General features: G+C 67.9%; 29 protein-coding genes. 25 read left to right on the top strand and 4 right to left on the bottom strand.

From position 1 onward, the window contains the following. Nucleotides 1–55: 55 nt before the first annotated feature. Nucleotides 56–1,957, bottom strand: a complete 1,902-nt coding sequence (locus WMF31_RS00790) for a 5'-3' exonuclease H3TH domain-containing protein (protein WP_436600118.1) — start codon at nucleotides 1,955–1,957, stop codon at nucleotides 56–58. A gap of 265 nt (nucleotides 1,958–2,222) precedes the next feature. On the opposite strand from WMF31_RS00790, the gene WMF31_RS00785 reads away from it, so the two are divergent. Further along, on the top strand, nucleotides 2,223–2,543 hold the full coding sequence (locus tag WMF31_RS00785) for a hypothetical protein (protein ID WP_436600117.1): 321 nt from the start codon (nucleotides 2,223–2,225) through the stop codon (nucleotides 2,541–2,543). On the opposite strand, the gene WMF31_RS00780 is transcribed toward WMF31_RS00785, so the two are convergent. Beyond that, the gene (locus WMF31_RS00780; protein ID WP_436600116.1) at nucleotides 2,518–3,000 is read right to left on the bottom strand and encodes a helix-turn-helix domain-containing protein; all 483 of its coding nucleotides are present in this window, start codon (nucleotides 2,998–3,000) and stop codon (nucleotides 2,518–2,520) included. The genes WMF31_RS00785 and WMF31_RS00780 overlap by 26 nt on opposite strands. Before the next feature lie 154 nt (nucleotides 3,001–3,154). On the opposite strand from WMF31_RS00780, the gene WMF31_RS00775 reads away from it, so the two are divergent. From WMF31_RS00775 to WMF31_RS00735, 9 genes are read left to right on the top strand one after another with little or no spacing between them, the layout of a single operon-like run. Beyond that, entirely contained in the window at nucleotides 3,155–3,430 is a 276-nt protein-coding gene (locus tag WMF31_RS00775) for a helix-turn-helix domain-containing protein (protein ID WP_436600115.1), read from the top strand. Continuing rightward, nucleotides 3,427–3,966, top strand: a complete 540-nt coding sequence (locus tag WMF31_RS00770) for a hypothetical protein (protein WP_436600114.1) — start codon at nucleotides 3,427–3,429, stop codon at nucleotides 3,964–3,966. The genes WMF31_RS00775 and WMF31_RS00770 overlap by 4 nt, the downstream gene beginning before the upstream one ends. Next, a complete protein-coding gene (locus WMF31_RS00765) occupies nucleotides 3,963–5,075 on the top strand; it encodes an adenylosuccinate synthetase (protein ID WP_436600113.1) in 1,113 nt (370 codons plus the stop codon). Before WMF31_RS00770 ends, WMF31_RS00765 begins: the two co-directional genes overlap by 4 nt. Beyond that, complete coding sequence (locus tag WMF31_RS00760) at nucleotides 5,075–5,839, top strand: dUTP diphosphatase (protein WP_436600112.1); 765 nt, start codon at nucleotides 5,075–5,077, stop codon at nucleotides 5,837–5,839. Before WMF31_RS00765 ends, WMF31_RS00760 begins: the two co-directional genes overlap by 1 nt. Continuing rightward, nucleotides 5,836–6,090, top strand: a complete 255-nt coding sequence (locus WMF31_RS00755) for a hypothetical protein (RefSeq protein ID WP_436600111.1) — start codon at nucleotides 5,836–5,838, stop codon at nucleotides 6,088–6,090. The genes WMF31_RS00760 and WMF31_RS00755 overlap by 4 nt, the downstream gene beginning before the upstream one ends. Nucleotides 6,091–6,117: 27 nt before the next feature. Next, a complete protein-coding gene (locus tag WMF31_RS00750) occupies nucleotides 6,118–6,633 on the top strand; it encodes an HNH endonuclease (RefSeq protein WP_436600110.1) in 516 nt (171 codons plus the stop codon). Next, the gene (locus WMF31_RS00745) at nucleotides 6,633–6,842 is read left to right on the top strand and encodes a helix-turn-helix domain-containing protein (RefSeq protein WP_436600109.1); all 210 of its coding nucleotides are present in this window, start codon (nucleotides 6,633–6,635) and stop codon (nucleotides 6,840–6,842) included. Before WMF31_RS00750 ends, WMF31_RS00745 begins: the two co-directional genes overlap by 1 nt. Then, nucleotides 6,839–7,291 (top strand): ERCC4 domain-containing protein, encoded by a 453-nt coding sequence (locus WMF31_RS00740; RefSeq protein ID WP_436600108.1) that lies wholly within the window; start codon nucleotides 6,839–6,841, stop codon nucleotides 7,289–7,291. Before WMF31_RS00745 ends, WMF31_RS00740 begins: the two co-directional genes overlap by 4 nt. Beyond that, the gene (locus tag WMF31_RS00735; RefSeq protein ID WP_436600107.1) at nucleotides 7,288–8,946 is read left to right on the top strand and encodes a hypothetical protein; all 1,659 of its coding nucleotides are present in this window, start codon (nucleotides 7,288–7,290) and stop codon (nucleotides 8,944–8,946) included. Before WMF31_RS00740 ends, WMF31_RS00735 begins: the two co-directional genes overlap by 4 nt. A gap of 11 nt (nucleotides 8,947–8,957) precedes the next feature. Here the strand turns inward: WMF31_RS00735 and WMF31_RS00730 are convergent, their stop codons facing one another. Together WMF31_RS00730 and WMF31_RS00725 are read right to left on the bottom strand one after the other, a co-directional pair. Further along, a complete protein-coding gene (locus tag WMF31_RS00730; protein ID WP_436600106.1) occupies nucleotides 8,958–9,383 on the bottom strand; it encodes a hypothetical protein in 426 nt (141 codons plus the stop codon). 184 nt (nucleotides 9,384–9,567) lie between these two features. Then, nucleotides 9,568–9,873 (bottom strand): PadR family transcriptional regulator, encoded by a 306-nt coding sequence (locus tag WMF31_RS00725; RefSeq protein ID WP_436600105.1) that lies wholly within the window; start codon nucleotides 9,871–9,873, stop codon nucleotides 9,568–9,570. Nucleotides 9,874–10,478: 605 nt separating this feature from the next. On the opposite strand from WMF31_RS00725, the gene WMF31_RS00720 reads away from it, so the two are divergent. From WMF31_RS00720 to WMF31_RS00650, 15 genes are all read left to right on the top strand, one after another. After that, nucleotides 10,479–11,234 (top strand): hypothetical protein, encoded by a 756-nt coding sequence (locus WMF31_RS00720; RefSeq protein ID WP_436600104.1) that lies wholly within the window; start codon nucleotides 10,479–10,481, stop codon nucleotides 11,232–11,234. Then, entirely contained in the window at nucleotides 11,231–12,796 is a 1,566-nt protein-coding gene (locus tag WMF31_RS00715; RefSeq protein ID WP_436600103.1) for a hypothetical protein, read from the top strand. The genes WMF31_RS00720 and WMF31_RS00715 overlap by 4 nt, the downstream gene beginning before the upstream one ends. Beyond that, on the top strand, nucleotides 12,793–14,178 hold the full coding sequence (locus WMF31_RS00710) for a phage portal protein family protein (protein ID WP_436600102.1): 1,386 nt from the start codon (nucleotides 12,793–12,795) through the stop codon (nucleotides 14,176–14,178). Before WMF31_RS00715 ends, WMF31_RS00710 begins: the two co-directional genes overlap by 4 nt. Further along, nucleotides 14,168–15,304: a hypothetical protein gene (locus tag WMF31_RS00705; RefSeq protein ID WP_436600101.1), complete on the top strand. Its 1,137-nt coding sequence runs from the start codon at nucleotides 14,168–14,170 to the stop codon at nucleotides 15,302–15,304. Before WMF31_RS00710 ends, WMF31_RS00705 begins: the two co-directional genes overlap by 11 nt. A gap of 3 nt (nucleotides 15,305–15,307) precedes the next feature. Further along, complete coding sequence (locus WMF31_RS00700; protein WP_436600100.1) at nucleotides 15,308–15,745, top strand: hypothetical protein; 438 nt, start codon at nucleotides 15,308–15,310, stop codon at nucleotides 15,743–15,745. Nucleotide 15,746: 1 nt separating this feature from the next. Further along, nucleotides 15,747–16,751, top strand: coding sequence for a Mu-like prophage major head subunit gpT family protein (locus WMF31_RS00695; protein ID WP_436600099.1), 1,005 nt, complete (start codon nucleotides 15,747–15,749; stop codon nucleotides 16,749–16,751). A gap of 76 nt (nucleotides 16,752–16,827) precedes the next feature. Further along, nucleotides 16,828–17,298: a phage protein Gp36 family protein gene (locus WMF31_RS00690; protein ID WP_436600098.1), complete on the top strand. Its 471-nt coding sequence runs from the start codon at nucleotides 16,828–16,830 to the stop codon at nucleotides 17,296–17,298. Next, nucleotides 17,288–17,698: a hypothetical protein gene (locus WMF31_RS00685; protein WP_436600097.1), complete on the top strand. Its 411-nt coding sequence runs from the start codon at nucleotides 17,288–17,290 to the stop codon at nucleotides 17,696–17,698. Before WMF31_RS00690 ends, WMF31_RS00685 begins: the two co-directional genes overlap by 11 nt. After that, on the top strand, nucleotides 17,695–18,231 hold the full coding sequence (locus WMF31_RS00680) for a hypothetical protein (protein WP_436600096.1): 537 nt from the start codon (nucleotides 17,695–17,697) through the stop codon (nucleotides 18,229–18,231). The genes WMF31_RS00685 and WMF31_RS00680 overlap by 4 nt, the downstream gene beginning before the upstream one ends. After that, a complete protein-coding gene (locus tag WMF31_RS00675; RefSeq protein WP_436600095.1) occupies nucleotides 18,232–19,689 on the top strand; it encodes a DUF2586 family protein in 1,458 nt (485 codons plus the stop codon). 3 nt (nucleotides 19,690–19,692) lie between these two features. Continuing rightward, a complete protein-coding gene (locus WMF31_RS00670; RefSeq protein ID WP_436600094.1) occupies nucleotides 19,693–20,193 on the top strand; it encodes a hypothetical protein in 501 nt (166 codons plus the stop codon). Nucleotides 20,194–20,195: 2 nt separating this feature from the next. Beyond that, nucleotides 20,196–20,720: a hypothetical protein gene (locus WMF31_RS00665; protein WP_436600093.1), complete on the top strand. Its 525-nt coding sequence runs from the start codon at nucleotides 20,196–20,198 to the stop codon at nucleotides 20,718–20,720. Nucleotides 20,721–20,923: 203 nt separating this feature from the next. Further along, nucleotides 20,924–22,918 carry a hypothetical protein gene (locus WMF31_RS00660; RefSeq protein WP_436600092.1) on the top strand — a complete coding sequence of 665 codons (1,995 nt, stop codon included), beginning with the start codon at nucleotides 20,924–20,926 and terminating at the stop codon, nucleotides 22,916–22,918. After that, the gene (locus tag WMF31_RS00655) at nucleotides 22,915–23,478 is read left to right on the top strand and encodes a hypothetical protein (RefSeq protein WP_436600091.1); all 564 of its coding nucleotides are present in this window, start codon (nucleotides 22,915–22,917) and stop codon (nucleotides 23,476–23,478) included. Before WMF31_RS00660 ends, WMF31_RS00655 begins: the two co-directional genes overlap by 4 nt. Further along, the gene (locus WMF31_RS00650) at nucleotides 23,478–24,155 is read left to right on the top strand and encodes a hypothetical protein (protein ID WP_436600090.1); all 678 of its coding nucleotides are present in this window, start codon (nucleotides 23,478–23,480) and stop codon (nucleotides 24,153–24,155) included. Before WMF31_RS00655 ends, WMF31_RS00650 begins: the two co-directional genes overlap by 1 nt.

The raw sequence follows: 24,155 nt of genomic DNA, 5'->3' as shown, positions 1-24,155 counted from the left end.
GCCTCCTACTTGCCCGCGCCGAAGTTCACCTCGTCTTCGCTCATGTCGTCCCCCCTCACTCCGCGGCATCGATCACGGGCGCGTCCTCCAGTGCAACCGCCAGCATCCCCTGAGCGCGCGAGACGAGCGCCGAGAGCTTGTTGCCCGTCGCCGTCTCCAGCTCCGCCTCGATCGCCGCTCGGTCCTCGGGGGCGAGCTGCGGGAGAACCTCGTTCAGCTCCGCCCGGAGCTTCGTATCGGGCGCGGCGACGCCAGCCGCCCAGGCCTTCGCGAGGTCCTCCCACGCCGCCGGCAGGGACGGCGGGAGCCGCAGGCGCGTCTTCGCGTAGTAGCTGGCGCTCTCTCGGGTGTGGAGGATGCGCCCCTTGTACCGGCCGATCGCGCGCGAGGTCTTGCTGCCCTTCTGCACCTCAACGGCCCAGTCCAGGAAGAACACGTGGTCAGCCCACGTACGCCACATCTGCCGGGCCTCAACGCCGGTCGTTCCAGTCCCCTTGAGCTGGATGTCCCAGCGGCGGTAGATCTCCCCCGACGTGGTGGACGCGTCCACGGTCTCGGCCGAATGCGCGACGATCCAGATGTGAACGCCAGTGCGGCGGATCGCGTCGAGCTTCTCCTGGACCTCGAACCAGAACGGCTCGGCGGCAGACCACACCTTCTTGAAGTCCTTGGCCTCCATGTGGCGAACCTTCTCTGCGCCGCACGCGGCTTCGTGGACGAGCCGCTCGATGCCGGACAGGGAGTCGAGCGCGAGGTGCGGGAATTGCCTCCTCCCCTCCGAGTCGACGGTGTTGAGCTCCGCGAAGACGTCGAGCGCCCGGTGGAGCTCGCCGATCGTGCGCGGGGTCTCCTTGAAGTGTGCCGGCTCATGATCGGGCGACACGCCCTTGAGGCCTTCCTCGATCGGCACGATGAACACCCCGGGGATCGTGGAGACGAGGTGCGTCTTCCCGACGCCACTGCGGCCGGTGAGGATGAGCCTGTGCTTGCTCCGGTCCGGGGCTCGGGTGACCGAGGCCGCGGAGAAGCGCGACGGCGGCCGAGGCTTTGAGACCTGAGCAGGAGGCGGGGAAGGCGGCGCCTTCGCGGGCGGCAGGCTCCTCGCCGGGGGCTGCTGCGCCTTGCCATCACTCGCGGGCCTCCCCTCGCCGGACATGGGCCCGATGCGGGAGACTGAGAACAGCTCGAACTTCTCCAGCGCCTCCCAGATCGGCGCGTCGGTGCGGAGGGTGACGAGCTTGAGCGCGTGGTCCAGCACGCCGACGTTGGTGATCAGCGATTCGCGGATCCCATCGGGCCGGACCTTCCAGCTCCCGTCGTTGTTCTTCTCGTCGAGCGCCTTGAGCAGCCCGGCCGCTGACCCGAACTCTCCGAGCAGCCGCTTCGCGTGCTCCGGGCCGATCTTGGGGACCCCCTTGATATTGTCCGCGGTGTCGCCGACCAGGGCGAGGTAGTCCCGCATCTGCTCGGGATCGACGCCGAACTTGACCCGCACGTTCCCGGGCCGCACGACGACGCCGTTCTGGATGTGCAGGAGCGACACCCGGTCGCTGAGCAGGGAAAGCAAGTCCTTGTCCTGCCCGGCGATGATCACCTCGATCGGGGGATCTTGCTCGCCGGCCCAGGCCGCAGCCGTCGCGATGAGGTCGTCCCCCTCGAAGCCGGCTGCCTCCAGCACCTGGAAGCCCATCGATTTCAGCTCGCCAATAACCCGCACAAGCTGGGCGGATCCAACCTCGTCCTTTGGGGGCCGCTTCGCCTTGTATTCGGGGTCGAGCTCATAGCGGAACGAACGTCCGGCGTCGCAGCAGATGGCGACGTGCGAGTACTTGCTCGCGAGCTGCCGAACCTTCCCGATCACGAGCTCGAAGGGCGCATCGATCGCCTGGTGCTTCGAGCTGAACCAGCTGTGCCAAAACAGAGCGGATAGATCCACGAGGAGAAACGCGGCCGACATCCTGACCTCCGACCGGCCAGGTAATCACGCTCGGCCAGTGCTGTCAACTGTGGCACCACATGGTGTCAGGACATGGCAGGATTCTGACGTCTCCATCGATTGACAAATTGCCCGAGGCAGGTTTGTATCCGACACTGGAATGCCTCGCGCGCACGTGCCGTGGGGAGCTCGTGCGCCGCGGGGTCGCGCATGGGCGCACATATGAAGAAACGAGCCTGGGGGAGGCATTCGCTCCACCGGGCCCCATCCACACGGACGGTGTGCGGTGACCAAAGGGAAGCAACCTAAGCGCAATTTTCCAGAAAGGATCGTCGCGGGCTCAGGGGAATGCCATCTACTCGCCGATCTGAAGGAAGCGACGACCGCGCAGCTCCTCGCCTTCGGCCTCACCGGGAGGTCCGGACCGATGAGCTTTGCAGATGCTCTCGATGCTGCTGCGCTCGAAATGGAGCCGCTCTACGAGGCTCTCGAAGCCAAGGGGGAACGCTGGGCGGCCGGAAGCTTGCATCTGATCCAGAGCCGTGTGCGCATCCTGGCCGAGCTGGCTCGGAGGCCAGACGTCATCCCGGACGACGTTTGCCGGTGAGTTTCACCTTGGACAGAGCGGCGTCGATCTGGTCGAGCACTTCGGCCCACTCGGGCGGCTCCAGATCGGCTGCTTCCGGGCTCTTGGCGAACGCGCGCGCCGCGGCGATGGTCGGGGCAGGCCACCTCCCCCGATGGTACGCGATCGCTGCTTCCAGAGGGTGTGACAACGGGGTGGGACCAGCTGGTGCCAGGTCGCCTCCCTCGATCGAGCCCCGCCCGGTCGCCAGCCACTCGAAGCTGACCTCCAGGGCATCGGCGATCCGGCGCATCATGTCCGGGGACAGCTTGGCCCGCTCGCCCTTGAGGATCCGGCTGACGTAGCCGCGCGAGAGCTGCGCCGCCCCCTCCAGGCCGTGCTGCGACATCTGGCGCTTCTCCAGCATGATTGCGATCCGCTCGGCGAGGCTCCCCGGGGCAGGCACTGGAAGCGCTAAGTGCTGGGCATCCCTGCTCATTTCGGTGTCTCCGGGCCGGATTTTAGCCTGCCAGGTGTCACCCGCGCAAGTACCAGCGCAAAACTGCGACGAGACCGCGATGCCTCCAGCCGCATGGGTGGTGTCAGGTTGACACCAATTGACATCACCAAGTGACAGTGATATCCTGTGGGGCATGCATCAGCTTACCAAGATCCAGCTCGGTAAACGTTTTTCGGAGGGGTCCAGGAAGCTCTGGCTCTTGATGCTGAAGCGGAAGTGGACGCAGCGAGATCTCGCCCGTGCATTGGGGAAGGACCACAGCGTCATCTGCCGCTGGCTTCACGGGAGCAGGACTCCGGACAGAAACTCGGTCGCCCTCATCTATCAGGTGCTCGGCATCGGGCCGACCCTGTGGCGCAAGGCGCCGCGCAAGCCCTTCAGCCCGCCGGATGCTCGGGGGCTCGTATGATGGACGCGCTCACAGCGGCAAAGCGGGCGCTCGCCTGCCCGGGGGCGCTCCTCATCGTCGATGTCGACGGCACGCTCGCCGACGACGTGGTGCGCCGGCATCTGCGGCCGGTACCGGAGCCACACTGCCTGGGAGCCGTGCCCCCTGAGCAGATCGAGCGGTACATGGCACCGGAGCTCGTGGCGCTGGACCGATGCGTGACGGGCTCGAGGCTGTTCCTCCTGTCGCTCATCCTCGGAGCCGGGCGCGCCCGTCCCAACGTCACGGTCATCACGGCACGCTGGGACACCTTGCGCGACATCACGGCCGCGTGGCTGGAGCTGCACTTCGCGTTCCTACGGCCGCAAGGCCTGCTGATGCGGCCGCGCGGCGACGTCCGCCCGTCCATCGAGGTGAAGCTCGAACTCGCCCTGCGGTGCGGCAAGGGCGGCGTCTGGCTCGACGACGACCCGGAGATGCTCGCCGTCGCCGAGCGGCACGGCTTCGTCCCCCTGAAGGCGCCCGAGGTCTACGGACGCGTGGAGGTGCCCGGATGATCGGCGGAAAGGTCAACGTCCTGCTCGACGCCCAGTGGGGAAGCAGCGGCAAAGGCAAATTTTCACCATGGCTCGCTGAGCGGTACGGGGTGACGTTCGCATCGTCGTCCAATGGACCGAACGCCGGTCATTGTGTCGAACGCGACGGCGTGCGTCGGGTGCTGAAGTGCCTTCCAGCAGCGTGCGTCGTGCCCTCCGTCAAGACGGTGCTCCTCACCGGAGCCAGCGTCTTCGACATCCGGCAGTTCAAGGCCGAGGCTTGCTGGACCAACGCGGGGATCGTCGTCCACGAACGAGCCGTCGTCCTCCAGGAGCGACACCGCGAACAGGAACGGGCCAGCGCGGGCCTGACGGTGATCGCCTCGACGCAGCAGGGCTCGGCCGCCGCGGCGGTTGAGAAGCTGATGCGCAACCCGGAGGTCGTCGCCGCGGCGCACAGGGACGCGTTCTGGCCGGATCGCGTCGCCAGCTCGTTCGAGTGCCGAGACATCCTGCTGGACAGGCTCGAAACGGGCGAGGCGACGCTGCACGAGGTCTCCCAGGGCTACGCGCTGTCGATCGATCACGGCTCGCACTTTCCCCAGTGCACGAGTCGCAACTGCACCACGGCACGCGCGCTCGACGACCTCGGCATTAGCCCTCGGCTGCTCGGTGACGTCTACCTCAACGTGCGCCCCTACCCCATCCGGGTTGGTCACATCGTGCGCGACGGCCACGTGCTCGGTCACTCGGGCGGGTTCTACCCCGACTGCGAGGAGACCGACTGGGAGACCGTCGGACGGCTCGCCGGCATGCCCGACGAGGAGATCCGGAAGCTCTACCAGGCCGAGCTCACGACGGTCACCAGGCGGCTCCGTCGCGTGTGCACGTTCAGCTGCATGGGCTTCGTTGATGCCGTTCGGGCGAACGGCGCCACGAAGATCATCCTGAACTTCGCCCAATACCTCGACTGGAGCGTGAGCGGCGCTCGCGGCGAGGTGCCCGTCGATGATCTGCCCGCACGGGTCCGTGACTTCGTGCGGCTGCTCGAATTCCTCTCCGGCTGCCCGGTCGTCGCGATCGGCACCGGCGCTGACCACAACGACGTTCTCATCCCCAGGAGGCCGTGATGGATCAGGTTCGTCAAGAGCTGTTCGATAACTTTGGCCGGGTGACGGAGGCCGCTCGGCACCTCTTCGAGCGGAAGAGCGCATCTTATGGCTACCGCAACATCGCGGAGAGCGGCGAGGAAGGCGTGCTGCTCCGCATGAAGGACAAGTTCGCCAGGATCAGCAACAAGGATATCCCGGGCGAGAGCGTCGACGACACCCTGATCGACCTCATGAACTACGCCGCGATCTTGCTGCTCCTGCGCTCCGGCAAGTGGCCCGGCTACCAGGCCGGGACGGCGCACCGCGACCTCGGGCGGTCCCTCCAGGTCCTCGACAGCGGCGCGGCGGGGATCTCCGCCCCCGCGCTCGAGGGCGACGTCGGCTACGACCTCCGGGCGGCGCGCGACGTGACCGTGCCCGCGGGGCTGGCCGGGCCGACGTACATCCCGACCGGCGTGCGCGTGAAGGCGCCGGAGGGGACCTGGCTTCGGATCGTCGGGCGCTCCAGCACCACCCGGCTCGGGCTGCTGACCGCCGAGGGGGTCATCGACAACGCCTACACCGGCGAGCTCCTCGTCGCCTGTTTCAACCTCTCCGGGCGCGACATCACCGTCCGGGCGGGCGACCGGCTGGCCCAGCTCATCTGCTGCCCGATCATCACGCCAAAGATGACCATCGTCGAGCAGCTCCCCGTCACGGCGCGGGGGACGAAGGGGTTCGGATCGACCGGCGAGGCCGTCAGCAGCTCGGCGGCGCCGGCCGTCGCTGCGGTCGGGGCATGAGCCGGGTGGAGGTCCTGACGGAGCTGCGCCGGCTCCTGGAGGGGCTGCCGGAGCCGTGGCCCGAGGTGGTCCTCTACGTCGTCCGGCGCATCGCGTCCGGCCAGCCTGGCGTGCGACGGGAGGGCATCTCGACGGCCGCGGAGTGCGCGGCCCATGCATGCGACGTCGCGATCGAGCGGATCGCCGGGTTCCTCCAGCACGGTCCTGACGCCGTGGTGAGCCCGACCGGCATCTCGGCGCCGCGGCGATAAACAGCGCCGCGCGAGCGGCCACAGAGAGTGCCAAACGCGCGCGCTTGGCGGCGCATAGGTCGCCTTGCGCGCAATTTCTGGAGAGACACGACCTTGAGCCGATGGAGTGCCGTAGCTCGACTCGGGCCCTACACGGTTGCTGCGCTCATCTGGAGAGCCAAGAAGCGTTGCACCTGGTGCGGCCAGGAGGTCGCCAAGGGTAGATATGCGATTGACCACGTGGTTCCTCGCGCGTTGGGAGGAACCGACGTCTGCAGGAACCTCGTCCTCGCGTGCAGCGAGTGCAACGTCGCACGGAGCGCCGCGCCCGGCATTTCGCCGCCCTTGCTCGCCCGCATCAAGGCGGCCGGCCGCACCGAGGCCGAGTGCTGGGACGAGGTGAGGCGGCAGCTGGAGATCCCGGTCGGGCGCGGCACGTGGGCCAACACCTGCTCGCGACCCCTGGCAAAGCAGTGGTTCGGCGATGCCATCACCCAGGACCTCGCGCACGCGCGCTCGTACAAGGCGCGTGTCGCGCAAGAACTCAAGAGGGTTCCGTTCTGATGCGCACGGAAGGCCAACTCCGGCTCCTGAAGCTGACGAGGAAATACACACAGGCTCGCGTCGCGCGCAAGTGCGGCGTGAGCCAGGCCGTCATCAGCCTGTGGATCTCGGGCAAGCGGAAGCCGGACTACGAGAACCGCAAGACCATCTTCGAGCAGTACGAGATCGCGATGGACGCCTGGGACCGCGCCGCGGAGCAGGGAGCATGAGCGGCGGCATCGTCCTGGTCATCGACACGCGCGAGCAGCGGCCCTGGTCCTTCTCGGACGAGGTGACCACCGTGCGGGCGACCCTTTCCGCGGGCGACTACTCGGTCCAAGGCCTCGAGGACCGCATCCGGCTCGAGCGCAAGGAGCTCGGCGACTTCGTGAACTGCTGCACACGGGAGCGCGACCGCTTCGTCCGCGAGCTCGACAAGCTCCGCGCGTACGAGCTGCGGGCGATCGTCGTCGAGGCCTCCCTGCTCGATGTTGCGGCGCACCGGTACCGCTCGCGAGCACTGCCCAAGGCGATCGTCGCGTCCGCCGTCGCGTTCCACGTCGACTACGGCGTGCCCACGATCTGGGCAGGCGATCACGCCAAGGCCGCGCGCGTCGCCGAGATGATCCTGTGCCGGTTCGCCAGGAAGGCGGCCGAGAAGGGCACCGAGCAGGCATGAGCTCCGGGGAAGCGAAGTATCTCGCGGAGGAACGCGCTGCGATCCAGAGCGAGCAGGAGCACGGCCGGCGCGGGAACCTGCGCGTCGCCCCGCCGAGCGAGGATCCGCGTCCGCTCATCCGGCTCGGCCCGGAGCTCCACGAGCTGGCCGATCGCGGCATCCAGGCGCTCCGCACGGATGAGGACCTCTACCAGCGCGACGGCTCTCTCGTGCACGTCACCCAGGCAGACGCGGAGGCCTCCTCGAAGTTCTCGGGCTCGCCGCAGATCAGACGACTCGCCCTCGCTACCCTCCGCGAGCGGCTCACGCGCGCCGCACGCTGGGAGCGCTTCGACAAGCGGGCCGATGACTGGGTGCGGACGATCCCCACCGACCCGGTGGTCCACGCGATCCTGAACCGGGGAGAGTGGGACGGCATCAGGCACATCGTCGGCATCATCGAGACGCCCGCCTTGCGCCCCGACGGCTCCGTCCTCACCTCCCCGGGCTACGACCAGGAGACGGGCTACCTCTACCTGCCCAACGCGGACTTCCCGCAGGTGCCCGAGTCGCCGACCCAGGACGATGCGAGGCGCGCGCTCGCCGAGCTCGCCGAGTGCTTCTGCGACTTCCCCTACAAGTCCGAGGAGCACCGGTACACGGCGATCGCGGCGATCCTCACGCTCATCGCCAGGCCAGCGATCCGGGGGGCGGTCCCGGCCTTCCTGTTCGACGCCTCCACGAGGGGCAGCGGCAAGACCCTCCAGAGCGACGTCGTGTCCCTCATCGCGACCGGTCGGACCACGGCGAAGATGAATTACCCGGCCGACGACGCCGAGCTGGAGAAGGTCCTCGGAGCCTACGCCCTGCGCGGGACCGCGCTCGTGAACTTCGACAACATCACCCGACAGTTCGGGGGCGGGCCGCTCGATCGCTGCCTGACGGCCGAGGACACCGTGGAGCTCCGCATCCTCGGCAAGAGCGAGATCCCGACGCTGCGCTGGCGGTCCGTGATCGTGGCGACCGGGAACAACATCACGTTGACGGGCGACACCGCGCGCCGGGTGCTCATCTCCAGGCTCGAGAGCGACCTCGAGAACCCGGAGGACCGGGCCGAGTTCAAACACCCCGACCTCCTGGGGTGGGTCCGCACCGAGCGGACGCGCCTCGTCGCCGCGGCGCTGACACTTCTCCGCGCCTTCTTCATCGCCGGCTGCCCGCAGGGCCACGTCAAGCCCTGGGGCTCCTTCGGCCCCTGGGCGCAGTTCGTGCCGGCCGCCATCCTCTTCGCGGGCGGAGCCGACCCGATGCTCACGAGGCCCACCGTTGAGGGCGAGGAGGACCCGGAGAAACAGGCGCTCGCCGTCATCCTCCACCACTTGCCGCGGCTCGACAGCACTGGCGCAGGCATCACCGCGAAAACCGCGATCGCGGCCCTCTACTCCACCGAGCGCCTGCGCGGTCAGCACGTCCCCCCGGACGGCTTCGACGATCTGCGCGAGGCCATCGAGGTCCTGGTGCCGACCAGGCCGGGGACAGCACCTGATCCGACACGCCTCGGGAACAAGCTCGCGAAACTACGTGCACGTGTAGTTGGCGGGCGCAAATTGGTCGCGGTGGCAGGCGGTAAGGGGGTGAAGCGCTGGAGGATAGCCGAGTCAGTAGACAACAAATAAACTCATCGCGTCTACTCGCCCGACGCCCTTCTAACCCCCTTCAGTTGAGACACCAGGTAGCCGATAGCGTGCACCATCACCCAAAACACGGTAGTCACGATCTTCAGATATACAGGCCAGCGAGCTGGTGAACGCTGCAACTGAAGCGAAATTTCCTCGACCGCATCACCGATTTCCTCATCCACCAACCGCTTCGGCAAGAACAGAGCAACGAAGCGAAACGCACATTCAACCCGCAGCATCGAGCGTTCAGCAACTTCAGCATGACCAGTCGGCAGCACCTGCAGCCATGAATGCTCCTGACGTATCAGGCCCCTGGCGTATTCAGATTCTAGACGAGATGCCTTCTCACGAAGCTCGGGATGCACAATTCCTCTCCGACGAGCCTCCTGATCGATAGCATTCAATACCATCACACGAGCCTGCACACTGGCCATGCTCTCAGTCGCACGAAGCAGTTGCTTCGCAGCATCTATTCGGTGAGCATCGGCCGACCTCATAGCTTCAGCCAACAAGAACACGGCCCCGAAATATGCGTCATCTCCCTCGGAATGTTTGTGGCGTCCACAGTTCCTGCAAACCTCGTCCCCGTCGAAATTACACTCATCCGATGACATAGGCTTACACGACCTCCGCAAACAGACCCAAGGCGACTTCACGGTGCTCCATGGCGACCTTCGCCCCTAGAGCGTTGAGCTTGTAATACCTCCGCGGTCGGCCGCCGCGCTCTGGAGTGGGGTCCGCCTCATAACTTTCTACGAGTCCCTCGCGTTCCAGCTCGCGCAACGCTGGGTAAACACTGCCCTGTCCGAGGCTTAGCTTGCCCTTGGTTTGCGCCTTCACGCGCTCGATGAGGTCGAGCCCGTAGCCTGGCCCTGAGATGAGGGCCTGAAGAAGGGCCGCCTTCGCGGTCACCGGTGCGTCCATGATCCGCAGCCTAACCTCAAACCTTGAGGGTGCAACCACAAAGTTTGAGGATCGCGATCGGTTCGAGGGCGGATCTCGATCCGGTCTTAGACCCGATAGGTTGGGCAGGTTGGGCAGGTTGGGCGTCTCCAGCCCTAGGCCGGCGAAATGGCAGACATTTTCCCGCGCGCGCCCGCGTATGCACGCACACGCAACAAAGAACGTGCCAGGCGACGGTGACATCTTACGGGACTGGGCCCGGAAGTGCCCCACCTGCCCCACCTGCCCCACCCAGCCCTCTCTCGGCCGGGAGTGCATCGCTCTGGGGCTCGGGCTCCCGGAGCTACCTCCAATGGCCATCACCCACCACGAGTTCCAGGACGGTACCGCTCCGTGCCAGGACGGCCCTATTTCAGGCAGACCTGCCGCTGTCCCTGCCTGCATGCCTGCGGCAGGCTGCCTCTCCCAGGGTCAACGGCCTCCACGCCAGTTCGCCGGCAAGGAGAATGCGTTTCCAACAGTGCGGGGAAAGTTGAGGTACCGGGGTCTCGCTTTCGCGACTCGGCACACCCGTTGCGTCGTAAGGCTATTACACCTGTTATAACGAGGCGTGCTTTTCTTCGGGTGTGGCCGATTCTTCGCAGCACAGCGGCGCGTGCGTCGTCTGCAAGCACAAGAAGCTTGCGGCGGTGGATGCTGCTCTCGCGGCTGGCGAGGACGTCATCAAGATCGCGCAGCGGTTCGGCATCACGAAGGTGGCGCTGCGTCGACACGATGCCCATCGCACCAAGGAGGCACCGTCATGCTCGGATAGCCCTGCTCTGGCGGGAGCTCCGTCTTCAGGCCAGGAGAAGGCCTCCAATGTAGTCTTCCTTCCCCGCCCGACCACGGGGCCGAACACCTGCCCGATCTGCGTTCACGCCAAGCGGGCCGCCATCGAGGCCTCCGTCGCCGCAGGCGACACGTGGAAGACCATCGGGCGCCATCACCTCGTGGACGCCACTGCCGTGCGCCTCCACGCCGAGGGCTGCCTCAAGGGGGCGCTCCGGCGCACGGGGGGCTCCGAGGACGACCTCAAGGCCGTCGCGAACGCGCGGGCCCGCTGCCTGTCGCTCGTCGAGAAGGTCGAGCTCCTGGTGCGCGAGGCCGTGGAGGATGAGGAGGCGAGCTGGCGCGATCGGGCATCGCTCATCGTGGCCGCGAAGGGGGCCCTCGAACTCCTGGGGAGGTTCACCGGCGAGATCGGGCCGGCGTCCGAGCTCATCATCGTCGACTCGCCGAAGTGGAAGCGGATCGAGGCCGCCATCTCCAAGGCGCTGGCCCCCTTCCCTGACGCCGCCGCTGCCGTGGCGAAGGCGCTGGCCGAGCTGGAGGCCGCATGACGGAGCCGATCGCCGATCGCGTGGCGAAGCGCGGGCGCCGCCCTCGCGCGACCATGGCCGGTGCGCTCTCCGCCGCCATCCTCGCCGCCTCTGCGGCCGAGGGGCGCATCCACTGGCCGTCGGCCCGGTACCGCGAGAACCCGGTGGCCTTCTTCCGGGAGGTGCTCGGCATCGAGCCGTGGAGCCGGCAGATCGAGGTCATCGAGGCCGTACGCGACCACAAGCGCGTATCGGTCCGCTCGGGTCACAAGGTCTCGAAGTCGAACACCGACGCGGGCGTCGCGCTCTGGTTCTACGCCTCCTTCGACGATGCGCGCGTTGTCATGTCGTCGGTCACCGACCGGCAGGTCAACCAGATCCTCTGGTACGAGCTCCGCCGGATGTACGCGCGGGCGAAGCATCCGCTCGACGGCGAGATCCACGAGCTCGCGCGGTCGGGGCTCAAGTCCAAGGACTTCCGCGAGATCACGGGCTTCACGGCCAAGGAGGCTGAAGCCGTCGCCGGGGTGAGCGGCAAGAACCTGCTCTACATCCTCGACGAGGCGAGCGGCATCCCTGAGGTCATCTTCGAGGCCATCGAGGGAAACCGGGCCGGTGGCGCTCGCGTGCTGCTCACCGGCAACCCGACGCGCTGCGAGGGCGAGTTCTTCCGGTCGCACACGGACAAGAAGGAGTTCTACAAGACCATCCACATCTCCAGCGAGGAGACGCCCAACGTCATCGAGGGGCGGGAGGTCATCCCGGGGCTCGCGACGCGGGAGTGGATCGAGGAGAAGCGCCTGGAGTGGGGCGAGGACTCGGCCATCTACCAGGTGCGCGTCCGCGGCAACTTCGCCCGACAGGATGCCTGCACGGTCATCCCGCTCTACATGGTCGATGAGGCCGAAGAGCGCTGGTACGACACGCCGGCCGAGGGGCGGCTGCATGTCGGTGTCGACGTCGCGCGCTTCGGTGACGACGACGCCGTGGCGATCCCGCGCCGGGGCTTCAAGGCGATCGAGGTCGCAGCCTGGAACGGGCTCAGCGAGGAGAAGCTCGCGTTCGAGGTGATGCAGGTCGTGCGGCGGCATCGGCATCCGCGCGAGCCGAAGGCGGCCGTCAAGGTAGACGCCTGCGGCGGCATCGGCATCCGGGTTGTCCACCACCTCCTCACCTACTCCGAGGAGATCGAGGTCATCCCCGTCAACGTCGCGGAGAAGGCGCGGCTCCCGAACGAGTTCCCCCTGCTGCGTGACCAGCTCTGGTTCGCACTGCGTAACTGGCTCAAGGCGGGCGGCGCGATCCCCGAGGACAGCAAGCTCGCGGCGGAGCTCACCGCGCCGAAGTTCGAGTTCGACATGCTCCAGCGCAGGAAGGTCGAATCCAAGGACCACCTGCGCAAGCGGCTGAAGCGCTCGCCCGATCGGGCCGACGCGCTCGCCCTCTGCGTCTGGGAGCCGGCCATCTTCCAGCCGGATTACCCCGACGACGATGCCGGTGGCGACGAGGCCGACGTGGAGGCCGCGCGGCTCGATCCGTACGGGGGCAGCCTCGACCCGTACGCGGGAGGCATCGGCGTATGAGGGGCCGCATCCGCCGCGCCATGGCCGCTGCGTTCGCCGAGCTCGCGACGCCGGCCACCTCGCCGATCGCGTCGGCGCGCCCTGCGGCACGGAGCCTGGAGGCGCATCGCCGCCGTCGCAGGGGCAAGCGGATCACGCCGCTCCCGGTCAACGTCACCCGCTGGTATCAGCGCGACGTCGAGGACGCGCAGCACCAGGCCAGCCAGGGGGACCTCGCGCGGGCTGGCCAGCTCTACCGGGCGCTCCGTCGCGACGGCGTGGTCCAGGGCCTCCTCGGGACGCGCACGGGCGGCTTGGTCCGGCTCCCGAAGCGGTTCGCTGGCGATCCCGAAGCCGTGGCCTTTTTCGAGGGAGCCGAGGGTCGCGAGGGCGCCTTCAACGCCATCTTCCCCGCCTCCGAGCTGGCGATGCTCGACGCCGACGGGGTGGTGCTCGGGGTCGGGGTCGGCGAGTTCGTCGACGTCGAGGGGTCGCCCTACCCTGTCTTCTGTCGCCTCGATCCCGAGTACCTCATCTACCGGGCCCACGAGGACCGCTGGTACTACCGCTCCCTCGAAGGCCTCCTGCCCATCACGCCAGGCGATGGCCGCTGGGTCCTCTACACGCCCGGCGGTCGCCAGGAGCCGTGGAACAACGGGCTGCTCTGGGCGCTGGCGCGCGCGTACATCTCGAAGGAGCACGCCTTCTTCCTGCGGGAAAACTGGAACTCCAAGCTCGCGAATCCCGCGAGGGTTGCCGTGGCGCCGCAAGGCGCATCGCAGGAGCAGAAGGAGAGCTGGTTCCAGAAGGTCATGGCATGGGGCGTCAATACCGTCTTCGGCCTCACGCCGGGGTACGACGCCAAGCTGCTCGAAAGCAACGGCCGTGGTTACGAGAGCTTCCGGCAGACGATCGAGGACAGCAACCAGGAGTTCATGATCTCGATCGCCGGCCAGATCGTCACTGTGACCGGCGGTGCGGGGTTCGCAAACGCCAACATCCACGCGACGATTCGCGCCGACCTCATCCAGGGCGACGCCGAGGCGCTCGCCGCCACGTTGAACACCCAGGCGCTCCCGGTCGTGCTGCCCGAGGGGCGCCTCCCGCGCGGCGTGCGGGCGACAGTCGCCTGGGACACGCGGCCCCCCGCCAACCTCAAGGCTGAGGCCGAGAGCCTCAGCGCGGCAGCCAAGGCGATGGACGATTGCACCGCGGCGCTGCAACGGCATGGCCTCCAGGTGGACGCGCGCTCGCTCGCCGCCCGGTTCGCCATTCCGGTCGCTGGCGACATGGACGGGGACGCGAAGCCCGACGTCAAGACGCCGCAGCTCGCGCGTACTCCCGTGCTGCCGCTTCCCGCTGCTTCGACTGAGCCAGAGCAGGAGTTGCCCTATGCAGCATGAGTTGGCGCGCCTCGTCGCCCACTGGGTGGAGCGCCTGCGGATGCGGGACTGGGACATCCAGCTCAAGGTCGTCGACGATCTCAGGACGCCGGACGGCTTCGAGGCCTACGGGCTGTGCGATCCGTTCCCCGACGCTCAGCGCGCGCGAATCTACATCCGCGCTCCGCGCACGCCCGAGGACAAGGCGCGTGTGGCGGAGACCGTGGTCCACGAGCTGCTTCACGCGAAGCTCTCGCCGCTCGTCGGAGCGAATCGAGAGCCGGCGTCGATTGCGGCCGAAGAACAGTTTGTCTGGTCCCTGGCTCCGCTCCTTGCCGAGCTCCGCGGGACCGCGGATAGCGAAACGTTGGTTCGGGCGATGGTCCGAGCCATGAGGCGCCCGCTCCGAGCGGGCGGGAGGTCGAGGCGAATGGATCCGAATGATCTTGCGACCCTTGCGACCGAGGGTGGCGCGTTCACCGCGCGTGAAGACGTGCCCGAGGACGTGAAGGGCTGGATCACCAAGGCGATCGCGGCGATGGCCGGCGGTTCCGCGACGCCGGAAGAGACGCCGCCGGCCGCGCAGCAGGACGAGGACAAGCCCATGCCCACCATGCAGGACGACGAGGAGAAGCCGCCGGTCTACCAGCGCGGGACCAGCAGGGCCGCGCGTGCGACGCAGCCTTCACAGCCGACGCAGCCGCCGCAGGCTGGCGATCTCGTCCCGGTCATTGAGCGAACCGTGCGCGCCGCTGTGGCGCCGCTCGCCGGAGATCTCGACTCCGTGAAGCGCGACCAACTCCTGGAACGCGCGGGCGGCATCCTGACCGACGAGCAGCTCCGGTGGGCGCGCAGCCAGCCGTTCACCGTGGTCAAGGGCCTGCTCGACGCGACGGCGAGCGGGCAGCAGCAGCCGGCGCAGCAGCAGCGCGCAGCGCGGGCGTCCGCACCGACGCGCGGCGGGCGCGGCGGCGGGCTCGCGCCGGGCGCTCGCGATCCGGAGGTCGACCGCAAGATGGGCATCAATCGGGGCCCCGTGGGGCCGGAGCGCACGCCCGACGGCGGGATGCAGATCAACCCCACCACGCCGGGCCAGCTGCGCGCCGCGCTCCGCGCCGGCTTCGAGCGGCTCAACGGGAGGGGCTGACCTATGGCCTCGGTCCGCAAGTTCCGACCCCAGACGGCGGGGCAGGTCGAGCGCGTCAGCCGCACCAGCGTCGAGCTCGCGGCCAACGTCGCCGTCCGCAAGGGCCGACCGGCGGTCATCGACGGCGGCTACTACCGCGAGCCGGCCGCGGGTGTGGCAACCCTTTCGACCGCTCGAGGCCGGTGGACGCAGGACGTGAGCAACACCGGTGGGGCCGCGGGTGCGAAGCGCGCTGAAATCGACTTCTACCACGAGTTCCAGGTCGTCTGGCTCGTCAACGACACCGAGGGCACCCCGGTGCAGAAGGCCGACCGAGGAGAGCCCTGCTACTGGGCCGGCCCGCTCACCGTGACTAGCACGGCGACTGGCAACAGCGCGGCGGGCGAAATCTTCGATCTCACCGACGACGGCCGATTCGTCGCGGTGAAGCTGGAGGCGTGACATGTCGGTCCAGATCACTCCGAGCTTCATCCTCCAGTTCGAGGACAACCTTCAGTACCTCTTCGAGGACACCTGGGCCTCGGTCCTGCAGGAGCTCATCTGGGACCGTTTCATGCGCCAGATGCCGAGCAGCGGCCGCACCGAGTACTACTCGTGGATGCTGAACGCGGCCGGCATCCAGCCGCTCGGCAACGGCGGCCGCTTCCCCCTCGAGGACCTCTTCGAGGTGAGCCACAAGATCGAGAACGAGGAGTTCGGGACCGCGCTCGAGCTCGAACGCAACTCGATCGAGGACGTCGACGGCAAGGGCATCCAGCGCGGCGCCCAGTGGGCGCAGCAGATCGCCGGAGAGGAAGCCTACTTCCCGCAGGACGGTCTGTTCCGGCTCATCGAGGAAGGCGAGGACCAGCCGGCCTATGACGGTGTGAACTTCTTCCACGTGGAGCACCCCGTCAACCCGGTGCTCGGTCCCGCCGCTGGCACGTACGCGAACGTCCTCACGAACGCGCCGCTCACGCCGAGCACCTTCGCCAGGGCGATCGCCTACATCAAGACGATCCGGGGGCCGAACAACAAGCCGCGGAAGCTCATTCCGCGAACCCTCGTCGTCAGCCCGTACCAGGAGCTGACCGCGAAGGAGATCCTCGTCGCCCAAACGCTCGGTCGCGACGGTCCCACCGAGTTCGGCGCGCAGGACAACGTGCTGCGTACGTACGGCTTCAACCCGCCGGTCGCCGCCCATGAGCTCACCGTCGATGGCCACTGGTACATCGGCTGCGAGGTCATCGGCTATGCGCTCCCGGCCTTCATCTACCAAGTGCGCCGGCCCTTCAAGCTGAACAGCTTCTCGCACCTCGACCAGGCGGAGCTCGACGTGATGAAGAAGTTCCGCTGGACCTTCGATGGCCGCAACCAGGTTGAGTACGGCCATCCCTTCTTGTTCTTCAAGTTCAAGCCGACGGGCCCTGGCCTGTCGCTGGATGACTTCGAGACGATCGTGAGCTGATCGCTTCCTACCTGCTCGTTGCTGTACCCCACCCCGACCGGCTCAGCCGGCGGGGATTTGGGGTTAGAGGGGTCCGATGAGCTGCTACGTCACCATCGCTGACGTCCGCGATCTCGGCACGCTGCCGGAGGAGGACATCACGCAGCTTGAGGTCCAGTACCCCGGGATCACCCTGCGTATCGCCACGAAGATCTCGGGGCAGTTCGACGCTCGGCTCATCAAGAGGTACGCCGCGCCGTTCCAGGAGCCGTACCCCGACCCGCTTGTCGACAACGTGGCGCGCGTCGTGGCCTACCGGCTGACGCTGAAGCGAGGGTTCAACCCGTCCTCGGAGCAGGATCAGCTCATCAAGGAGGAGAAGGACGAGGCGCTCGCGTGGCTGAAGGAGGCCGCGGACAGCGAGAAGGGGCTCGTCGAGCTGCCCCGCAGGCAGACGACGCCGGGCGGCGGGAGCGCGATCGACAAGGGCGGCCCCTTCGGCTACTCGGAAGCGAACCCGTACCTCTGGACCGACGCTCAGGCGAGGGAGCCGCGGTATGGCGAATAGTGGCGACTTCGCCGCCCTGGAGCGGATGATCGCGAGCTGTCGCGAGCTGGCCCGGCTACCGGAGCTCGCCGCGCCGATCGCCGCGCGCAACGTCGAGGCCGAGCTGCGCGCGTCGGCCTCAGCAGGACGGGCGCCGGACGGCACCGCGTGGGCGCCGCGCAAGAGCGACGGGGGGAAGCCGCTCGCGAACGCCGCCAATGCCCTCTCCGTCAAGGCGATCGGCACCGTGGTGCTCATTGTCCTCACCGGACATCACGTGTTCCACCACTTCGGCGCGGGCGGGAAACCGAAGCGCCAGATCATCCCGCAGGGCTCGATACCACCGAAGCTCGGCAACGCCATCCGGCTCGGCTTCGTCCCGCCGTTCCGCGATGCCGTGAAGAAGGGGAGGAAATCATGAGCCTCACTTCGCTCTACCGCCACGTGCAAGCTCATCTCCAGGCGGCCGGCGTCACGGCGAATGTCGTGTTCGGCAACCGTGAGGTCGCAAAGCAGATTAACCAGGGGGCAGGCCGGGCCAACCGCGTGGTCTTCGCGCCGGGTGACGACGGCGGCTCACTCGGCGGCTACGGCCCCCCGGCGAAACCGGGCAGGAACCCGCGTCCGCTCTGGGACTGGCTGCTCATCGCGCGCGTGTACGTCTGGACCTTCGACGCGAGCGCGCCGCAGGACGAGGCGGTCCAGTGGGATGCCGTGGTCGAGCTCCACGATCGGGTCGTCGAGGCGATCCACAGCTTCACGGCGGGGTTCTACAGGCTCAGCGCGCCGCGGCGCCTCGGTCCCGTGGAGAAGCGGTTCGGTGAGGAGCTCGTGTTCCTGCTCGAGTACGCGCAGCCGGTCTGTGCGCTTCCCCGGCCGAGGCGAGAGGCTCCTATCACGGCTCAGGGTCAGACGTTCTTGGTCACGCCAACCGGCGGAGAACAGGGGTGTTGAGTGTCGACTCCCAGCATTGACATCGAGATCCTCGACAACCAGCTCGGCATCCGAGCGCCGGCCGATGCCGTGCTTGCGATCGTCGCCACGGCGGCGGGTGGCCCGCTGTACACGCCCACGTCGACCACGCGAACCAAGGACCTGGTGGATACGTTCATCGAGGGGCCGCTCGTCGAGGCAGGCGCCTACGCGATCGAGCGCTTCGGACTGACCGTGCTCCCGGTCCGCACGGATGCGAGCGTGGCTGGCGCCTTCGGGCCGCTCACGGCCGACCTCCAGGGCACCAGCGTCGCCACGATCGACAACACGACCGAGCCGACGGACGAGCTCGAGATCGCGATCAGGTTCCTCACCGGGGGCACCGTCGGCACGGACGGGATCACCTACCAATACTCGCTCGACGGGGGGCGCACGTTCTCGACCACGCGTGCGCTCGGCACGGCAAACAACATCGTCCTGCCCGAGGCGGGCAACGTGCGGGTCGACCTCGCCGCCGGATCGATCGGCGCTCGCGGCCAGCTCTCCTTTCCGACCACGGCGCCCTGCTGGAACGCGGCCGAGCTCACCGAAGCGATCACGGCGCTGCGCCACACGCGGGCCCGCTGGACGGCGCTGGAGGTCTACGGCGACCTCGACTCGATGGCGCTCTCCGCGCTCGATGCTGGCCTCGAGGCAATGCACACGGCCGGGCGCAACCGGCGCGCCATCGCCCACGCCAGGAAGCCGAACGCCGCGGAGACGCCTGCGGCCTACCTCGCCGCCCTCTCCGCGGTCTTCGGCGAGTCGTCCTCCCGTCGCGTGGCCGTGTGCGCCGGCTACGCGAAAATCGACTCGTCCGTGTCGCGGCGCCGCTACCGTAGGCCGCCGTCGCTCGCCGTCGCTCCCCTCGCCGCTTCCGTGACCGAGGAGATCGACCTCGCGGAGCTCGCCTACGGGCCGCTTCCTGGCGTGTTCATCCGGGATCCGAATGGCAACCCGGACGAGCACGACGAGACCGTATATCCGGGCCTCGACGATGCGCGGTTCCTCACGCTCCGGTCCTGGGAGAACCGGGCCGGCGTCTGGGTGAACAACCCCCGGCTCCTCGCTCCGGTCGGCTCGGACTTCCTGTACCTCCAGTACGGGCGCGTCATCGACCTCGCCTGCGACATCGTGCGCACCGAGCTCGAGCCCATCCTCAGCCGCGGCGTCGAGGTGCGCCGGGACGGCAGCGGACGAATCGATCCCGAAGTCGCGACCTCGATCGAAGGGCAGCTCAACGCGCGGCTCGGCGACGCCATCGTGGCCAAGCGCAAGGGAACCTCGGTCGCGTTCACACTCTCGCGCACGGACGACGTGCTCCGTACGGGCTTCATCAGGTGGCAGGTTCGGGTGCTCCCTCTCGCGTACATCAAAAAGATGCGGGGGACAGTGGCTCTGGTCGCATCGGCGAGCGCGACGGCAAACGTCAGGGGATGAGATATGGCCATCGGCAAAGACATCTTCAGGCGGAATGGCTACGAGGTCGGCTGGTTCTCCGCCTTGGCCAAGGTCGACAACGACGAGTTCTACGGGTTCACCGGGATCGACTACGAGGAGCGCCTCGAGCGGGCGTTCGCGTGGGGCATGGATCGAGCGGGCGTTCCGCGCGGCGTGACGCGGGGCAAGTACAGCGTCGAGGGCAGCAGCATCAAGGCCTACAAGGCCAGCGCCCTGGCGCTCATCGAAGCACTCGCCCGCAAGAGCCCCGACGGCAAGAGCTACGGGTCCGTCTCCTTCCACTTCACACTGCAATACGAGGAAGAGGACATATCCATCACGGAAGAACTCTTCGGCTGCCGGATCAGCGGGCGCAAGGCGAGCCTCTCGAACGGCGCTGACCCGCTCGTCGACGAGATCCCGATCACCGTCATGTACGCGAAGCTTTCAACGCCCAACATTCAGGGCATGACGCTGTTCGACAACCGGCAAGGGAGGTACTGAGCATGAGCGATGGTGCTGAGCTGCAGGCGCAGTATGGGGGACACACGGCGGAACAGACCGCGGAGGCTCCGGCCAAGGACCCTGCGATCGTCGCACTGGAGAAGGAGCTCGAGGCAGAGCGCGAAGCCCTCGCCGCTGCCGAGATAAAGCGCGAGCGCGACCGGCGGGCTGCTGTGCTCAAGGAGCAGATCGAGGAAACCCGGCGCCGTCGTAGGGATGAGGAGGCGCTCGCCGAGGCCGAGGCAAAGTACGGTCCTCTTGGCAAAAAGATCGAAGCCTTACAAACGATCGACAGGATGGTGATCGTGAAGGCGCCCGAAGGCATCAAGGCTCGCAAGTGGATGGACGAGCACGGCGAGCGGCCCACGGTGCAGGCCTGCCGGCAACTCGCACGGTTGTGCGTTATCCATCCGCCGTTGCCTGAGTACGACCAGATGATCGAGGAGCGCCCTGCTATCGTCATCGCAACGGCCAATGCCGCCCTGAAGCTTGCCGGGCTCGGCGGGAAGGAGCTCGGGGGAAAATAGCGACCCTCGCGGACAGGGCGAGGGGCGATGACGGGCTATCGGCGGAGCTCCTGAGGTCGCTATTCCAGGAGCGCAGCAGGAACGAGGCGGAGTTCGTGCGCGGCGCGGCAGGGGCGGTCGTGCTGCTTCGTGAATTCCGCCGTATCGAGGCGGAGCTGAAGGCCACACGCGAGACGATCGCGCGGGCACTGGGCGGGTGAGACATGGTGGCGGCGGATCAAGAAGCCAGGTTTGCGGTCGATCTGAGTGTCACGGGCGCCGACAAGGCGAAGGACCTCGGGCAGGCGCTCGCGAATCTGCGCGACAAGATCAAGGCCGACCAGGCTGCGATCAACGAGCTTCAGGCCGCCATGCGGCGCCTTCAGGGGGGCAGCGCCGTCAACGTCGCGGTGATGAAGCAGCTCCGCGACCAGCTCGCCGCGAAGCGCGCCTCCCTCGCCGCCGCGCAGGAATCCTACGTCCGGCTTGGTGGCACGTTCGGCGATCTGCGCAACGCCGCGCGAGCTACCGGGTCCGGGCTCGACGATCTGCTCGGTGTGGCCCAGGGGGCTGGAGGCCCAGTCGGCGGCCTTGCGGGCCGGGTGTCGCAGCTCCGTGGCCTCCTGGGCAGCGCGGGCGCAGCAGGCGCCGCCGTCGTCCTCGCCGCCGCGCTCGTCGCGCTCGTCGCGGGGTCCGTCGTCGCCACGGCCGCCCTCGCCGCCTTCGCGCTTCAGGCGGCCGGCGCAGCCAGGGAGGCGCAGAGCCTGTTCGATGCGGTGAGCGCGGGCACGGGCGCAGACCAGCGGCTCGGCATCCAGGTGGAGCTACTCGCCGGTCGCATCGCGCTCGCTCGTTCGCAGCTCAACGACATGGCCCTGGCGCTCGGGCGCACCAGGCTCCAGGGGCGCTCACTCGAGGCTGCCTTCTCTGCCGTCGCGACCGCAACGGCGGTCATGGGCCAGGCGGCCGGCGGAGTGCTCCAGGGCATCGCCACCGAAGCGGCGCGCACGAGGGTGTTCGTGCTCAATGCCTTCTCGCTTGACGGGACGGGCCTGAAGGTCGCCGACGTCGGAAAGGCGCTCGCAAAGCGCATGGGCGTCAGCTTCCAGACGGCCATGGCCGCGATCCACAACGGCCGCGTGCGCGTCGAGGAAGGCCTCAAGGCGCTCGACGATGCCGTACAGGCCAAGTTCGGGCGCATCGCGAAGGCGCAGCTCCTCGGCTTCGGAATGCAGCTCCAGCGCGCACGGGAGAGCATCGGCGCGCTGTTCAAGGACGTGAAGATCGAGCCGTTCCTGCGCGGGCTGCAGAGCGTGCTCCGGCTGCTCGACCAGAACACCGTGACGGGCCGGAACCTGAAGTTCATCGCCGAAACGCTCCTGAACCCGCTGTTCGAGGCGGTCGGGCGCGTAGCGCCCTATGTGCAGGGATTCTTCAAGGGCATGGTGATTGCGGCACTCGTCGTCATTCTCATGCTCGTTCGCGTCAAGCGCGCACTCGAAGGCGCTTTCGGCAGCGACTCGAAGACCAAGATCGATGGGCTCAAGGTGGGCGTCTACGCCGGCATCGCCGCGGTCGCCGTGTTGGTCGCGACGCTCGGCACGCTCGCCGCGCTTATCGCGCTGTCGTTCGTTCCGCTCGGTACCCTGCTCCTCGGTGTGGCTGCCGGCGTGCTGCTGCTCTTGACCCCGATCGTCCTTGTCGCCGCGGCAGCCTATGGCCTCTACGTCGCGTTCGATGCCGCGTACAAGGCGATCGCCGGACTCGACTTCGGAGCACTCGGCGCGCGCCTCGTCGATGGCCTCGTGACAGGGATCCGCTCCGGCATCTCGCGCGTCGTGTCCGTCGTCAAGGAGCTCGGTACAAGCGCAACGGCAGCACTGTCGAGCATCTGGAAGATCGCCTCGCCGTCGAAGGTCGGGTTCGAGAAGGGCGCGTTCTACGGGCAGGGCATCGAGCTCGGCGTGGAGAGCCGCACAGCCGGCGTCGAGGTGGCGTCCCAGGGGCTCGCCGAGGCCGCAACGGGCGCGAAGGCCTCCGGGACGGGGCGTGCCGCGGGTGCGACGCAGCGGAGCGGCGGCAACACGTACAACGTCAACATCTACGGTGTGAAGGACGCGGACGAGCTGACCGGTCGCGCGCTCCTGGCACGCCTCGTCGCCGAGCTGGAGGGCGCGGCGGTCACGAGCGGCATTCCCCTCGAACCGGAGCCGACGTGATCAACCCGCTCCGAGAGCCCGACCCGTGGAACGTCGTCGTCCTGGCCTCCAGGCGCACGCCTGGCCTTGCCGAGGTGGTCGGCGCGGGCTCGCCGCGGGACTGGGACGAGCGCAAGGGGTACGGCATCTCGGGTGCCTTCCTGGTCTACACGGGCGATGGCCTCGCGACGTTCTCGGTGCGGGTCTACCTCTGGGAAGACGAGCACTTCGAGGAGTGGGAGAGCTTCAAGCTTATCGTCGACAAGCCGCCGCGCGGCGTCAGGCCGAAGGCGCTCGACATCTACCACCCTGCGCTGGATGACCTGAATATCCGCTCGGTCGTCGTCGAGGACCGTTCCCAGCTTCAGCCGCACGACGAAACCGGGATGTGGTTCTCGGAGATCAAGTTCAAGCAATTCCGAGCCCCTGTGCCCATGCTGTCGAAGCCCGAGGGCAGCACCGCGAAGCTCAACGAGCCCACTGCCGAGGACAACTACGACCGCGTGCAGCAGGCGCTCATCGAGCAGATCAAGAACCCGACCGATGACTTCTCCATCATCGATGCCCTGGGGAGTCTGTGATGCTCTTCGCCTCCATCAACGGCCATCGGGTGCTCACGGCGAGCGTTCACGTGCCCTTCGCCGGGCTGTGGTACGCAGACGTGGAGCTGGACGAGGCACACGAGCTCAGTGGCGCCGCCGTCGTGAAGCTCGGCCCCCTGGAGCTCCGCGGTATCGTGCTCGAGTTATTCTCGGGGACCTTCCAGCTCGGCGCGCGGGCTCGTGTCGTCGCAGGCACAGGTGGATGGTCGCGTCGCTGCAAGACGAGGCACTTCCACAACGACGCCGGGGTGACGCTTCGAAGCGTGCTGACCGCCACGGCGGCGGACGTGGGCGAGAGCTTCGACACCTCGGGGATCGAGGGGCGCCTCGCCGTCGACTTCGTGCGCGAAGCCGCGCCGGCCTCCCGCGTGCTGCGGCAGCTGCTCGGCGCGACGCCGTGGTGGGTCGGCTACGACGGCGTGACCCGGGCCGGGCAGCGGTCCCAGGTGGAGGCGAGCGACAAGGCCTATGAGCTGCTCAGCTTCGACCCGCGAGCCAAGGTGGCGGAGCTCGCCGTCGACGATCCAGGCGCCGTGGGGATCGGCTCCGTGCTCCGGGCACGGCTCGACCGTTCCCTCGTGGTTCGACAGCTCGACGTGGAGATGAGCAAGGGGGCGCTGCGCGTCAGCGCGTGGGGACAGGAGCTCGCGGCGTGA

The organism is Sorangium sp. So ce1036 (genome assembly GCF_051369805.1).
Classification (GTDB): Bacteria; Myxococcota_A; Polyangia; order Polyangiales; family Polyangiaceae; genus Sorangium; species Sorangium cellulosum_F.
The sequence above is the reverse complement of the archived record's forward strand: the minus strand, read 5'-3'. Positions and strand labels throughout refer to the sequence as shown.

What these genes read in the sequence shown, in the direction of transcription:
- WMF31_RS00780 (WP_436600116.1), bottom strand. Translation starts at nt 3,000, where the DNA reads ATGAGCAGGGATGCCCAGCACTTAGCGCTTCCAGTGCCTGCCCCGGGG.
- WMF31_RS00790 (WP_436600118.1), bottom strand. Translation starts at nt 1,957, where the DNA reads ATGTCGGCCGCGTTTCTCCTCGTGGATCTATCCGCTCTGTTTTGGCAC.
- WMF31_RS00700 (WP_436600100.1), top strand. Translation starts at nt 15,308, where the DNA reads ATGGCCTCGGTCCGCAAGTTCCGACCCCAGACGGCGGGGCAGGTCGAG.
- WMF31_RS00665 (WP_436600093.1), top strand. Translation starts at nt 20,196, where the DNA reads ATGAGCGATGGTGCTGAGCTGCAGGCGCAGTATGGGGGACACACGGCG.
- WMF31_RS00725 (WP_436600105.1), bottom strand. Translation starts at nt 9,873, where the DNA reads ATGGACGCACCGGTGACCGCGAAGGCGGCCCTTCTTCAGGCCCTCATC.
- WMF31_RS00730 (WP_436600106.1), bottom strand. Translation starts at nt 9,383, where the DNA reads ATGGCCAGTGTGCAGGCTCGTGTGATGGTATTGAATGCTATCGATCAG.
- WMF31_RS00710 (WP_436600102.1), top strand. Translation starts at nt 12,793, where the DNA reads ATGAGGGGCCGCATCCGCCGCGCCATGGCCGCTGCGTTCGCCGAGCTC.
- WMF31_RS00670 (WP_436600094.1), top strand. Translation starts at nt 19,693, where the DNA reads ATGGCCATCGGCAAAGACATCTTCAGGCGGAATGGCTACGAGGTCGGC.
- WMF31_RS00685 (WP_436600097.1), top strand. Translation starts at nt 17,288, where the DNA reads ATGGCGAATAGTGGCGACTTCGCCGCCCTGGAGCGGATGATCGCGAGC.
- WMF31_RS00740 (WP_436600108.1), top strand. Translation starts at nt 6,839, where the DNA reads ATGAGCGGCGGCATCGTCCTGGTCATCGACACGCGCGAGCAGCGGCCC.
- WMF31_RS00690 (WP_436600098.1), top strand. Translation starts at nt 16,828, where the DNA reads ATGAGCTGCTACGTCACCATCGCTGACGTCCGCGATCTCGGCACGCTG.
- WMF31_RS00695 (WP_436600099.1), top strand. Translation starts at nt 15,747, where the DNA reads ATGTCGGTCCAGATCACTCCGAGCTTCATCCTCCAGTTCGAGGACAAC.
- WMF31_RS00705 (WP_436600101.1), top strand. Translation starts at nt 14,168, where the DNA reads ATGCAGCATGAGTTGGCGCGCCTCGTCGCCCACTGGGTGGAGCGCCTG.
- WMF31_RS00660 (WP_436600092.1), top strand. Translation starts at nt 20,924, where the DNA reads ATGGTGGCGGCGGATCAAGAAGCCAGGTTTGCGGTCGATCTGAGTGTC.
- WMF31_RS00770 (WP_436600114.1), top strand. Translation starts at nt 3,427, where the DNA reads ATGATGGACGCGCTCACAGCGGCAAAGCGGGCGCTCGCCTGCCCGGGG.
- WMF31_RS00745 (WP_436600109.1), top strand. Translation starts at nt 6,633, where the DNA reads ATGCGCACGGAAGGCCAACTCCGGCTCCTGAAGCTGACGAGGAAATAC.
- WMF31_RS00765 (WP_436600113.1), top strand. Translation starts at nt 3,963, where the DNA reads ATGATCGGCGGAAAGGTCAACGTCCTGCTCGACGCCCAGTGGGGAAGC.
- WMF31_RS00760 (WP_436600112.1), top strand. Translation starts at nt 5,075, where the DNA reads ATGGATCAGGTTCGTCAAGAGCTGTTCGATAACTTTGGCCGGGTGACG.
- WMF31_RS00735 (WP_436600107.1), top strand. Translation starts at nt 7,288, where the DNA reads ATGAGCTCCGGGGAAGCGAAGTATCTCGCGGAGGAACGCGCTGCGATC.
- WMF31_RS00680 (WP_436600096.1), top strand. Translation starts at nt 17,695, where the DNA reads ATGAGCCTCACTTCGCTCTACCGCCACGTGCAAGCTCATCTCCAGGCG.
- WMF31_RS00775 (WP_436600115.1), top strand. Translation starts at nt 3,155, where the DNA reads ATGCATCAGCTTACCAAGATCCAGCTCGGTAAACGTTTTTCGGAGGGG.
- WMF31_RS00715 (WP_436600103.1), top strand. Translation starts at nt 11,231, where the DNA reads ATGACGGAGCCGATCGCCGATCGCGTGGCGAAGCGCGGGCGCCGCCCT.
- WMF31_RS00755 (WP_436600111.1), top strand. Translation starts at nt 5,836, where the DNA reads ATGAGCCGGGTGGAGGTCCTGACGGAGCTGCGCCGGCTCCTGGAGGGG.
- WMF31_RS00650 (WP_436600090.1), top strand. Translation starts at nt 23,478, where the DNA reads ATGCTCTTCGCCTCCATCAACGGCCATCGGGTGCTCACGGCGAGCGTT.